At 57.4% G+C, this 12,685-nt stretch carries 8 protein-coding genes and 1 pseudogene; 4 read left to right on the top strand and 5 right to left on the bottom strand.

Annotated features, from left to right (window positions below; translation table 11 throughout):
* Nucleotides 1-182: 182 nt before the first annotated feature.
* Nucleotides 183-616 (bottom strand): annotated as a pseudogene (locus CHH27_RS11580) (BA14K family protein).
* A 186-nt stretch (nucleotides 617-802) separates the two neighbouring features.
* Between CHH27_RS11580 and CHH27_RS11575 the strand changes: the two are divergent.
* Together CHH27_RS11575 and CHH27_RS11570 are read left to right on the top strand one after the other, a co-directional pair.
* Nucleotides 803-1,579: a HugZ family protein gene (locus CHH27_RS11575; protein WP_247646215.1), complete on the top strand. Its 777-nt coding sequence runs from the start codon at nucleotides 803-805 to the stop codon at nucleotides 1,577-1,579.
* A 335-nt stretch (nucleotides 1,580-1,914) separates the two neighbouring features.
* Entirely contained in the window at nucleotides 1,915-2,535 is a 621-nt protein-coding gene (locus tag CHH27_RS11570) for a DUF1062 domain-containing protein (RefSeq protein WP_094071722.1), read from the top strand.
* 40 nt (nucleotides 2,536-2,575) lie between these two features.
* On the opposite strand, the gene CHH27_RS11565 is transcribed toward CHH27_RS11570, so the two are convergent.
* The 3 genes from CHH27_RS11565 to CHH27_RS11555 all read right to left on the bottom strand — a co-directional run bounded on the left by CHH27_RS11565 (nucleotide 2,576) and on the right by CHH27_RS11555 (nucleotide 9,414).
* Nucleotides 2,576-3,421 carry a diguanylate cyclase gene (locus CHH27_RS11565; protein WP_198338404.1) on the bottom strand — a complete coding sequence of 282 codons (846 nt, stop codon included), beginning with the start codon at nucleotides 3,419-3,421 and terminating at the stop codon, nucleotides 2,576-2,578.
* A 342-nt stretch (nucleotides 3,422-3,763) separates the two neighbouring features.
* The gene (locus tag CHH27_RS11560) at nucleotides 3,764-5,518 is read right to left on the bottom strand and encodes a methyl-accepting chemotaxis protein (protein WP_094071720.1); all 1,755 of its coding nucleotides are present in this window, start codon (nucleotides 5,516-5,518) and stop codon (nucleotides 3,764-3,766) included.
* 311 nt (nucleotides 5,519-5,829) lie between these two features.
* Complete coding sequence (locus tag CHH27_RS11555; protein WP_094071719.1) at nucleotides 5,830-9,414, bottom strand: hydantoinase B/oxoprolinase family protein; 3,585 nt, start codon at nucleotides 9,412-9,414, stop codon at nucleotides 5,830-5,832.
* A 212-nt stretch (nucleotides 9,415-9,626) separates the two neighbouring features.
* Here CHH27_RS11555 and CHH27_RS11550 point away from each other — a divergent pair, with 212 nt between their 5' ends.
* Nucleotides 9,627-9,866, top strand: coding sequence for a hypothetical protein (locus CHH27_RS11550; protein WP_157738875.1), 240 nt, complete (start codon nucleotides 9,627-9,629; stop codon nucleotides 9,864-9,866).
* Nucleotides 9,867-9,883: 17 nt separating this feature from the next.
* On the opposite strand, the gene CHH27_RS11545 is transcribed toward CHH27_RS11550, so the two are convergent.
* Nucleotides 9,884-11,338 (bottom strand): glycosyltransferase family 39 protein, encoded by a 1,455-nt coding sequence (locus tag CHH27_RS11545; protein ID WP_157738874.1) that lies wholly within the window; start codon nucleotides 11,336-11,338, stop codon nucleotides 9,884-9,886.
* A gap of 220 nt (nucleotides 11,339-11,558) precedes the next feature.
* On the opposite strand from CHH27_RS11545, the gene CHH27_RS11540 reads away from it, so the two are divergent.
* Nucleotides 11,559-12,554: a TRAP transporter substrate-binding protein gene (locus CHH27_RS11540; protein ID WP_094074688.1), complete on the top strand. Its 996-nt coding sequence runs from the start codon at nucleotides 11,559-11,561 to the stop codon at nucleotides 12,552-12,554.
* The last annotated feature ends 131 nt before the right edge of the window (nucleotides 12,555-12,685 follow it).

Below are 12,685 nucleotides of genomic sequence, written 5' to 3'. Positions count from 1 at the left end.
CGGCAAGCGGGGACCAGTTCGGCTGGTCGAGTGCTTGCCGCCACAAGTTTACGGGGCTTAAGGTGTGTCGCGTTTTATAAGATCCAACGATCCTCGGTTTTTGCGTTGAAATCCTTGATTTCAGGCAGCGCAAACCGAGTCCGGTTATTCGCGATTTGCTCCAATCCTGGTTGTTTGAGACCTTACTGGCAGAATTTCTGCACGCCGCGATAGGTCGTGTAGGTGCCGGTGGACGGATTGAAGGACCGGTATTTTGAAGAGCAATACTGGTACCAGGCCGGGCTCCAGGGCTGATATCCGACGGGTCCATGGACGTGTCCCGGGTAAGGCGCCGGCGGGTAGTGGTTTACCGGCGGCGGGCCGGCATAGCTTGGCCGGCTTGTTGCGCCCAGCAGAATGGCACCTGCTGCGAGACCGATCACACCGGCGGCAACGGCTGCGCCGAGATTGTCGTTGTTCTTGTGGCGGCGATGCTTGCCGTGTTTGCGGTGATGGTGGTGATGCCCCCACGATCGTTCCAGCCGTGACGCGGTCCTGCTTCTGCAGTCGCGACAGTCGGAAGAAGGAGGGCGCCGGACAGCGCGGCTGCGATGAGGCGTTTGCTTGCGGTTTTCATCGGGTTACTCCAATGGGCTGCACCTTTTTGGTGATGCCGTGACTGATGGTGAGAAGATTGCACGCGCGCCCTGAACGGGCTCTGAGATGGCCGTTCATCCTGGGTTCAGAATTCTCTTGTGGGCAGACGTCGTCTTTGACAAAGCTGTTTCCAGACCGACCTGCCGAAACAAGACCGGAGACATGTGTGTCGAATTCGGATGATGAAAACAAAGATCAGAAGTCGGTCATCCGGCCGACAGACGACAAGGCACGTCTCCTGGCAAAGGGGCTCATTCGCACAGCGCGCTTCGGCGCCTTGGCAGCCCTTGAGGCCGGGTCCGGACATCCGCTTGCAAGCCGCGTCTCTCTCGCCACTGATCTTGACGGAACACCGGTGCTTCTTGCCAGTACATTGTCCGGCCACACTGCGGCTATTCGCGAAAATCCTGATTGCTCGTTGCTTGTCGGCGAGCCCGGCAAGGGCGACCCGCTCGCTCACCCCAGAGCAAGCCTTTTTTGTTCAGCCAGACCTATTCTGCGCGAAAGCGAAGAGCATGACCGGTTGCGACGGCGCTATCTGTCGCGCCACCCAAAAGCGGAACTCTATGTCGACTTCGGCGATTTTGCCTTTTTCAGGCTCGAGCTGACCCGGGCCAGTTTGAATGGCGGTTTCGGCAAGGCCTTTGAACTCGAACGGCAGGATCTATTAACCCTTGTCGAGGACCTGCCGGCGTGGTCGTCCCTGGAGGCATCGGCCGTTGCCCACATGAACGAGGATCACAAGGACGCGATCAAGCTTTACGCCCAAGTACTGTTGCGCGCAGAGGACGCCAATTGGCGTCTTGCCTGCCTTGATCCTGAGGGGCTGGATCTTGCAGCCGGAGATCGTGTTGAAAGGCTCTGGTTCTCGGAAAGGCTGGCGGGACCGGAAGATCTGCGACCGACGCTGGTTGCGTTGGCCTTGCAAGCGCGCAACACCTGAAATGTGAATTGGCCGCGCGTTGATGAAACCGGGCTCTCGTACCTTGCGTTGAATATCCTGTGGGTTTAGGTCAAAGCACCAATTTCTTGAGGACATTTGTTTTGCCTACGCTCTGACCGGTCTTCGATCTCGCCCTGCATTCTCTGAATGCACGAATTGACTTGTTCGTCATGGTGGCGGATCGGGACCGGTATGGCATGGCCAAACCGTATCTGATCTTTCCGATACTCCACCCTAGCAATTTTCCGGCCTGATCGAGCTGCATCCGATCGGGCATGCGCGCCGCACCGTCCCGACAGCCCGTTGACGGACTTCCTATCAGGAAGACCAACGGAATGTCCTTGATCATCAATGCCGAGTGGACGGTTCACCGCTCCGAGGCCCCCTCAATTCTTCGTCCTTGCGGACGTTGCAAATGCACCAGACCCTTCGAATCCACCGGCAAGTTTCGGGTCAATGCCAACGGCAATCGTCTCGACGCATGGCTGATTTACAGCTGCACCTCCTGCAACAAGTCGTGGAACCGCACCGTCTTTGAACGCAAGCCCGTTGGCCGTGTTCGGCAAGCCGATTTTGCCGCGATGCAATCCAACGATCCGGAATATGCAGAGCGCATTGCGCGACTGCCAAAATCGGGAGAGGGCGGACTTGGGCCGCAGAAGGCAGGCTTTTCCCTGACCAAACGCTGCGGGGGACTGGCAAGAGACATGAGGTGCGCGGCGCTGCTCAGGATTCTCAATCCGAAACGCGAGCCTGTCAGGTTGGACCGGGTTCTGGCGCACGGATTGAGCGTGGGCCGCAAGGATGTGGCGATGCTTGTGGATGCGGGCGTTTTGCATATCCAGAACGCGCCTGCCAAGCCGCTTCGACGCCCTGTCTTGCATGAAATGACGCTTGAATTCCATGCCGGACAAGATGCTGATCTTGCACCGATTGTCGCGCGTTTGCTGGATTAGCTGACCTGGAAGTGCGCCCGAAACAGGGCGGGTCGGCCGGTCAGGTGGCTGCCGACCCGACGCTGTCAAACACCACCCGGTTCCGGCCTGCCTTCTTGGCGGCATACATGGCAAGATCCGCGGCGTTGATAGCGTCGCCGATGTCCCTGTGCGCGGTCATGTCGGCTATGCCGAATGACGCGGTCACAGAAATATAGCCATTGTTCCGGACCTCATAGGTCTTGTCTGAACTGGCTTTTCGCAGCCGTTCGGCAACGCCGGCAACGGTCTCCGCACTGACGCCGCTTATGCAAAGAAGAAATTCCTCTCCGCCGTAGCGGAAGAAAAGATCATCTCCTCTAATGTGATCCCTTACCAGGGCCGAAAATCCTTTGAGGACCTGGTCTCCTATCTCGTGACCATGTTCATCGTTCACCGACTTGAAGTGATCGAGGTCAACCATGAGGATCCAGGCCTGACTGCCCTTGTTGGTGGACAGGTGTCTGCGTTCTTCCAGGCGGACGGACATCAAGGACCGGTTTTCCGCGCCGGTCAGCGGATCGGTTGCATTGATCGAGGCAACGAGGGCGTCGTAGGCGGATTCGATGAGGCCGACGAATTGCTCTGAAGAGGCGAGAAAATCGTCGTAAAGGGCCTCGTTGATGGTCGTGCCGCCTTGAACGGTCAGGACCATTTCGCGCGCCAGATCGTGCACTTTCTTATGCCGCTTGACCAGATTGCCAAGCGTTTGATCATCGATATCGAGGTGCTGTGCCTTGTTTTCCAGCCAGTGACCGAAAGCGCAATGGACATGCGCATCAGTGGCGATCATTTCATTTGTCGGATCAAGGCCGCAGATCAGGGTCTTGTTCAGCCGGTAGACCCAATTGCGGTGGCTGTTCAGCATTCTGTCCAGCTCTTGCGCCGTTTCTTCCTGCTTTTTCGTCTGCAGCGGAAACATAGATCTGTCGCGTGCCCAACCCGATAAATGCCAAGTCTACTTCGAGTCTTACTTGGAGTTGGCTTGAGCGACAATTAACGGGTCGAAAAAATCGCCTGTTTTGTTGAAATTCAAGAATAAATAGTTGGTATCATTTTATTATGCAATTTTTCGTTGGTGACTTCCGTTGCGGAAAATCGCGCGCGACGTCGCATCCCAGCGTCAGAACAGACATGTATTTCATCAGAATAGCATGACACAGACGCGCCATTTTGAATGCTTGCGACACATGACGATCCAAATTTCATTTCAAGCCGCGCGCAGGTGCCCCAAAAAGTCGCTCAAACCATCCCGGATGGTGCCGATCTGCGTCGAGACTTCCTGGACACGGCGCACCACGTCTCCGACCTTGTCGCCCGAAACCTGCGCGGCCTCGTTCACTGCAGCGATATTTGACGAAATGTCCTGACTGCCCAGAGCGACTTCGCTGGCATTTTTGGCAATTTCGGACGTGACCGCGTTCTGTTCTTCAATGGCAGAGGCAATGCCCGAGATCTGATCCCGCATGTCGGCCATGGATTTGACCACGGTGAGAATCGAGTGAGAGCAGCTTGTGGCACCCGATTGAACGCCGCTTAATTGCGTGCCGATCTGATCGGTGGCCTGACCGGTCTGTGTGGCAAGAGCCTTCACCTCCGAGGCAACCACCGCGAACCCCTTGCCGGCCTCTCCCGCTCGTGCCGCCTCGATGGTTGCATTCAGTGCAAGCAGATTGGTCTGGGCCGCGATATCGCTGATCAGTTTCAGAACTTCGTTGATTTCCTCCGCTGACGCGGACAAATCGCTGACCGTGTTGCCGGTGTCTTCAGCCTGTTCCGACGTCTGTGTGGTCGATGTGTTGGCAAGGGTCACCTGCCGGCTGATTTCCTGGATGGAACTGGCCAGCTCTTCGGAGGCGGAAGCGACGGACTGCACGCAAGTGCTTGCCTGTTCCGCCGCCGCGGCGACCGTGTGGGACCGTTCAATGGTTTCGTGGCTGTTGCGGGCAAGCTGGTCGGCACCGGTTTCCAGGTCTTTCACCGCCGAGATGACTGCGTTGCAGCTGGTCATGAGCAGTTTTTCCAGTTCGTCAGCCAGTCTGAGACGCGTCTCTCGTCTATCAATTTCGGCCTGTTTCTCTTCTTCTCGCGCCTGTTCCTGCAACCGCTTCATTTCAATCGTGTTGTCTCGAAAGGTTTCAAATGCACGCGCGACTTTTCCGATTTCATCTTTTGACCGGACATGGACCTCGACATCAGTGTTGCCCTGCGCCAGTTCAAGCAGCCCGTCCGTTACCTGGTTCAGCGGTCTTGAAATCACAAAACGTGCAAACAGTGTCGATCCGCCGATACAGAACACAAAGGTTGCAATCGCCGTGAAAGTGATCTGCTGCAAGGCCTGTTTTTCATGGGATTCAGCGGTAAGAGCAGCTGTTAGGGTGAAGTGCTCGATTTCCTCCAGAAGAGCAATCAATTCGCGGTCTAGCTTCTGCTGCTCCTCTTCCAGCTGAACGAGCAGTGAATTTGCGGATGCGAAATCGCCGCGCTCAATCAGGTCCATGATCTCATCCAGGTGGGACTTGTACTGTGCATATTCCTGCTCGATCCGCTTCAGTTGTTCGAGCGCCATCGTGAATTCAACCTGCTCGACTTCGGTGTCGGAATTCAGGAGAGCTTTTTCCGCGAGCTCTTCAGCCTTGAGGATCTCCTCGGCGACCTGATCTTCCAGCTTCCTGAGTGTCGCCTTCAGCGGGACAAGGGCGGCTTCTTCCTTTTCGGAGCGGAGACCGGACAGGCGCATGATCCGCTCGACAAGAGCTGCCTGTTCAAGCTGGTGATTTGTGACGTGGCTGATGGCTTCGGTGAGGGGAATGTCCTTCTCCGCAATGTTTGCCAGCTCCTTGCCGATCTGGTTCATCTGGAAGATGGCAACGATCGAAACGAGCGCCAGGCCCAGGCACAAAAAGCCGACCAGCGACAGAATTTTGGCCGCGACTGAGGATGAAATCGGATTTGAAGCAATCATTTTTGATGCCCGCATAAATAGTCAGGTTGCTGAAGACGTTACGTAATTCTTCTAGAATTAACCTACTTAAAGTTGAAGAGTCGGTTAATTTTTCAACGAGCAAAGGATGATTTTCTATTCTAGGTAGAAATTCGAATGTCCATTCTGCTTGGTCCATATTGACTATCAAGCAAAGCGTTCTGCCCAATGTGAGGGCAAGGTATGGCGGGTCGCGGAGCGATTGTGTGCTGACACGAGCCGTCTCCTCTTGACGCGAAAAGAAAAGCCGCGCACGAGGCGCGGCTTTGACTGTTCTCAGATGTCTTTGAAACCTATGCCGTTCCCCAGCCACCTGCGGTCGGTGTGATGACGGTAACGGCTTCACCAGCCTCCAGAATGGTCTGGTCGCAGCCTTCAAGCTTTTCAACCTTGCCGTCGAGCCTGCGGACCTCGGTGCGTCCGAGCTCGCCGTCGCTGCCGCCATCGAGCCCTTTGGGGGAAACGGTGCGGTGAGATGCGAGAATCGCACAGTCCATCTTTTCCAGGAAGCGCAGCGTCCGCCGCGTACCGTCGCCGGCTGACCAGCGCCCTTTGCCGCCGGACCCTTTGCGAATATGGAAGTCTTCCAGGAGCACCGGAAAGCGGAACTCCAGAACTTCTGGGTCCGTCAGGCGGGAGTTGGTCATGTGGGTGTGAACCCCATCGGTGCCGTTGAAACCCGGACCGGCCGGAGAACCGGAACAGATGGTTTCATAGTACTGATAGGTGTCGTTGCCGAAGGTCAGGTTGTTCATCGTCCCTTGTGCGTTGGCCATGGCGCCAAGTGCGGCGAAGACGGCATTGGTAACATGCTGGGACGTCTCCACATTGCCGGCAACGACAGCTGCCGGGTAGGAGGGACGCAGCATGCAGTCCTGCGGGATGATGATGTTGATCGGCTTGAGGCAACCGGCATTCATCGGAATGTCGCCGTCTACCATGACACGGAAGCAGTAGAGGATTGCGGCCCGTGTCACAGGTTCCGGCGCATTGAAGTTGTTCGGCTTCACGCCCGATGTGCCGGTGAAGTCGACGGTTGCCTCGCGCTTGTCCTTGTCGACGGTAATCTTGACCTTGATCACCGAGCCCTGGTCGGTCGGATATTCGTATTCGGAATCCTTCAAGGCTTCGATGACCCGCCGCACGCTTTCTTCCGCATTGTCCTGGACGTGACCCATATAGGCCTGGACCACATCGAGACCAAAATGGGCGACCATCTTGCGCAGTTCCTGAATGCCTTTCTCATTCGCCGCGATCTGGGCGGAAAGGTCGGCGACATTCTGGTGCGGGTTTCGGGCCGGGTAGGGGTGGTTGGTCAGAAGTTCAACCAGTTCCTGCTCGCAGAACCGTCCCTGATCGACAATCTTGAAATTGTCGAAGAGGACGCCCTCTTCATCCACGTTTGTCGCGCGCGGTGTCATTGAGCCCGGTGCGGATCCACCGACATCGGCATGGTGCCCACGGGATGCAGACCAGAAGAGGATTTCCTTGCCGTCGTCGTCGAAGACGGGCGAGACCACGGTGATGTCGGGCAGGTGAGTGCCGCCGTTATAGGGCGCGTTCAGAGCGAAAACGTCTCCCGGCTTGATCTTGCCCTTGTTCAGCTTGATCACGGTTTCAACCGAGCGGTCCATGGAGCCCAGATGCACCGGCATGTGCGGGGCGTTGGCGACAAGCGCGCCGCTCGCGTCGAAGACCGCACAGGAAAAGTCGAGACGTTCCTTGATGTTGACCGAATAGGCCGTGTTCTGAAGTGTCACGCCCATCTGTTCTGCAATCGACATGAACAGGTTGTTGAACACTTCCAGCATGACCGGGTCGGCATGGGTGCCGATGGCTTCCGCGCGCTTCAGCGGCACAATGCGCTTCAGGATCACATGGTCTTTGGCGTTGATTTCTGCCTGCCAGCCATCTTCAACGGCAATGGTCGCGTGCGGCTCGATGATCACGGCCGGACCGGTGACCTTCATGCCGGGCTTGAGGCTTTCGCGCTTGAAGACACCTGCCTTGTGCCAACCGCCGTCGGAATAGACGCTGGTCGAGGTGGCCGCCGCCGGGTCCTGGGAGATCAGCGACAGGTCCGGTTCGGTCAGACCGGCGCCACCACCTGCGGTCTCCACTTCAAGCGCTTCAACGACAACAGGCTTGTTGTCATAGGCAAAGCCAAATTGTTTCTTGTGGGCGTCTTCGAAGGCTTCGCGCATGTCCGCGACCGACCCGAGCGGAACCGGAAGCGGCGTGTCGGTGCCGTCATACCGCAGGTGCACGATCGCAGATGTGCGACGCTCATCAGCGGAAATGGCTTGTTTTTCAAGCTCGGCTTCCGTTTGCACCGCCAGGTCGTCCCGCAAGGCTCCCAGCTCAGGCAGCAGCTCTTCGGTGAGGGTTTTGACAACGGCTTTCTGGCGGTCGGCCCGAATGTCCGCGAGACCCATGCCATAAGCCGACAAGATGCCTGAGAACGGATGCAGGATCACGGTCTTCATGCCCAGGCTGTCAGCCACACGGCAGCCGGTCTGGCCACCCGCGCCGCCAAAGCATGTCAGTGCATATTCGGTCACATCATAGCCACGCTGAACCGAGATCTTCTTGATCGCGTTGGCCATGTTTTCAACGGCGATCTTCAGGAAACCGTCAGCGACTTCTTCCGGCGTGCGGCCGTCACCGATGCGCATGGCGAGATCGGTAAAGCGTTTGCGAACAACTTCGCCGTCCAGCGCCTCATCCTGGTTGGGACCGAAGATTTTGGGGAAGAATTCCGGAACGAGTTTGCCGGTCATCAGGTTGGCATCGGTCACCGTCAGCGGGCCTCCCCGGCGATAACAGGACGGGCCCGGGTTGGCGCCAGCGGAATCCGGACCGACCTGAAACCGGCCGTCGGCGTAGTGAAGGATGGAGCCGCCACCAGCGGCCACCGTGTGGATCATCATCATCGGCGCGCGCATGCGCACACCGGCGACCTCCGTTTCGAAGGCGCGCTCATAGTCGCCGTCATAATGGCAGACATCGGTAGACGTCCCGCCCATGTCGAAACCGATAATCTTTTCGTAGCCGGCCATGCGGGAGGTCTCAACTGCACCGACGACACCGCCGGCCGGACCGGACAGGATCGCGTCCTTGCCCTGGAAAAGATCGGCTGCCGTCAGTCCGCCCGAGGACTGCATGAACATCAGTCGCGGGCCTGCCCCGAGTTCCTCCTGAACCTGGTTCACATAGCGGCGCAGGATCGGCGAGAGGTAGGCGTCGACCACGGTCGTGTCCCCGCGACCGACCAGTTTCATCAAAGGCGAGACCTCGTGGGAGACGGAGATCTGCGGGAAGCCGATATCCTCCGCGATTGCCTTCAGGGATTGCTCGTGGGCCGGGAAGGCATAGGCATGCATGAGGACGATGGCGATGGAGCGGATGCCGCTGTCCCAGGCCGCCTGCATTTCCGAGCGTGCAACGGATTGGTCGAGCGCAATCTCAACCGCGCCGTCCGCCCGGACACGTTCCGGCAATTCGTGAACGCTTTCATAGAGCAGTTCCGGCTTGATGATTTCTTTCGCAAAGATATGCGGCCGTGCCTGGTAACCGATCTCCAGCGCATCACGAAAGCCCTTGGTGATGAAGAGGGCGGTGCGCTCCCCCTTGCGTTCAAGCAGGGCGTTGGTGGCAACGGTCGTACCCATCTTCACAGTGGCGACCTTGTCGGATGGAATAGGGGCGCCTTTTTCCACGCCGAGCAGTTCGCGAATCCCCTGGATAGCGGCATCACGATAGGCTTCCGGGTTTTCGGAAAGAACCTTATGCGGATGTAGTGTTCCATCCGGTGCGCGTCCCACGATATCGGTAAATGTGCCGCCCCGGTCGATCCAAAAATCCCATTTGGCTGTCATGATCTTCCCTCTGATGCTGCCGGTTCAAACCGCCTGTGCGATTAAGTCCCGGATTGCGTTTTCTTGATTGCAGGTGAGTTTATGCTGACATTTTATCGATAAAATGTCGATGAAAAAATCTGAATAACGGGCTATTTGATCTTTTTATCGCCCGTGCAGTCGCCATATCAGGTTGAACACAAAGCGAAATTCGGAAACTCAGAGGGAGGGTGATGTCCGGCGACAAAAGGTCCAATGACCGCGATCCATTCCTGTTGCGCCTCGCCAATGGAGTTGAAGCCGCCGTCGGTCTCCTGAATGCGGAGCTCGGTATGGTTGTCTTTGCATGTCTGTTGGCGCTGTTCCTTGGAGCTTCGCTGGTCGGCGTGTTGCTGGAACTTTTGATAGGGGTTGCTGTGTTGACGGTCGTCGCGCTGGTTGGCACCGTTGTGATGTTCTTCTTTTCCGATTGAATTCGAGGGAGGGGGCGTTAGTCAGCCGAACGAGGCTTGATCAGCCGCAAGCCGCTCGCGCCCCAGCCGAAACGCTGTGACGCCACGGCACTTTCTTCCGCATTAAATGCCTTGAGCACTGAAGTGGTTTCCGCGTCATTGCTGTGTACGATCAGGAGCCACTTGTCCTTGCGGTCCAGCGTCTTCAGGTCGTCAGACTTCTCGACCGTTGCAAACGCCTCGGGCGTGCGCAGATAGTAAGAGAGTGCGGGTGCGGCAAACCCCTTGTAGAGAACAAGCCGGTCATCCGGACCTCGTTGAGATTGATAATCTTCTGCAATCAGGCGCCATTCAGGCCTAATTTTCGTCTGCAAGGTGAATTTGAGTTCCGGCAAGGAAAGCAAAAGCGCGGTGGCCACAAGCGCTAGCGGTGCGATCTGTGGCAGCAGGCGCTGGGCTGCGATTGCAGCAAGCAGCAAAAGGCCGGGCCATGCGGCGATCAGATAACGGTCGAATAAAATGGGCTGGACAAGAACGGAGTAAAAATAGGCGAGAAGGGGAGGTCCGAGCGCATAGGCTATGCAAACAAGCAGCCCCCGCGATGAGAAAGGTGTGGGGCCGTGACGGCTCGGCTGGATCAGGACCTGAAGCAACCCAACGAGGGCCAGGGCTAAGAGCAGCCAGAACAGGAAGAGCGAACCGGAGATGCTGAAAATCATTCCCTTCAGAAATGCGGCATCCGGATAGGCGATCCAGAAGCCTTCTTCTGCGACGGAACGCACCCTGCTCGCCAGAATCAGCAACCAGGGGAGAAACAGCAAGGCACTGACAGCCATGGCAAGGCAGGCCTTGAAGGCATTCGATCCGCTGACAGACTTGTTCCGGAAAATGTCCACCAGCGCAAAAAAGCCACAGACCAGACCTACCGCGGCGAAGCCCAGAACGGCGTAGATATGGCTGTAGAGGAACAATGTGCCGCTGACAGCCAAGGCGACCTGCCACCGGCCTGAGGCGCGCTGCAAGAGCTTGAGAGTTGCCAGAAGGAAGGCCAGGCCCGTTGCCGCAAGCAAGGCGTACATGCGTGCTTCCGTCGAATACCATATGTGAAACGGCGAGACCGCGAGAAGTGCTGCCGCTGCCAGTCCGGCGGACCGTCCAGCCATCATGCTGGCGAGCGGGTACATGAGCAGCACAGCCACAAGGCCAAGCAAGGCTGACGGCAGACGAAGTGCAGTTTCACTGTCTCCAAGAGCCGGCATGCTCAGCCAAAGAACAATGTTGTGAAGGGGAGGGTAATTGTCCGCAGCGACGGCCGTCAGCAATTCGGTGAATGTGCCTTTTGATTGGTCCCAGCTTACCGCCTCATCATACCAGAGGCTGGTGCGGTCAAGATCGGGAAATCTCAGCAAGACCGTACCGACCAGAATGAGCAGCAACACAAGGGTTTCCCACCGCCATCCGGTCTGCAATTGCCCGGTTTCACCCTGCTTCAAGTTTCTGCCTCCCGCCTTGACGCGCAAACGCTATCCAATCCAGGCTCGAGAAGAAAGAAAGGATAGAGCTCAGGCTCACATCAAGAATTTATCGATAAATTGTTGATGTTTTCGGATTTTGAGTCTACTCTTTCTCTAGATGCACATTCCAGGGTGCCGGCAAGAACGCACCCGGAGCAGCATCGCGACGGGCATGACCCGCATCCTAGAGGAGAACAATATGCTGCAATCTCGTTTCCTGACCCGTGCCGGCGTTCATCTGGCCGCTGCCGCCGCTCTCACGCTGGCCGGGTTCACCGCCGCCTCCGCCGAAACCAAGTGGGACATGCCGACACCCTATGGTGATGGCAATTTTCACACTCAGAACATCGCCGCCTTTGCCGACGCTGTGAAGGACAAGACGGGTGGCTCGCTGATTATCCAGATCCATTCCGCAGGCTCGCTGTTCAAGCACCCGGAAATCAAGAATGCCGTTCGCAAAGGGCTGGCTCCGATCGGTGAAGTCCTTGTCTCTCGCCTGTCCAACGAAGACCCGGTTTTCGGTGTTGATTCCGTGCCTTTCCTGGCGCCGTCTTACGATCAGGCCTGGAAACTCTACCAGGCGGCCAAGCCGGCCATGGAAGAAAAGCTCGCCGAACAGGGTCTGCAACTGCTTTATGCGGTGCCGTGGCCGCCCCAGGGCATCTACGCCCAGAAGGAAGTCACCGAAATCGGCGACATGAGCGGTCTGAAGATCCGCGCCTACAACGCGGCGACCGAACGCCTGGCCATTCTGGCTGGCGGTGTCACAGCGCAGATCGAAGCTCCGGACATTCCGACGGCCTTCTCGACCGGCCGCGTCGATGCCATGATCACCTCGCCCTCCACCGGCGCGAATTCCAAGGCCTGGGACTTTGTCAGCCACTATCACGATACGCAGGCATGGCTGCCGAAAAACATGGTGATCGTGAACAAGGGTGCCTTTGATGCCCTGAGCGATGCTGAAAAAGCTGCTGTCATGGAAGCCGCAGGCGTTGCTGAAAAGCGCGGCTGGGAAGCTTCCAAGGTCGAGACCAAGACAAAGACCAAGGTGCTGTCCGACAATGGCATCACCGTTGTCCAGCCCTCCAGCCAGCTGATCAAGGATCTTGCCGGCATCGGCGAGACCATGGCCGCCGAATGGCAGGAGCAGGCCGGCGAAGAAGGTGCCGCCATCCTCGAAGCCTACAAGAACTAAAACATCGACGCCGGGCCAACGTGCCCGGCGTCTTCTTATCAGCTGACCAGAGCAAGTGTGTCTGGAGTGAGCTGTTTGACGGCGGAAGTGGGATCGCGCGCGAAACGGACATCTTTGGAGTGCTTTCCGCC

Origin of the sequence: Labrenzia sp. VG12, from assembly GCF_002237595.1 — a bacterium.
Lineage (GTDB): Bacteria > Pseudomonadota > Alphaproteobacteria > Rhizobiales > Stappiaceae > Roseibium.
This window is presented reverse-complemented; position numbering and strand designations above follow the sequence as displayed.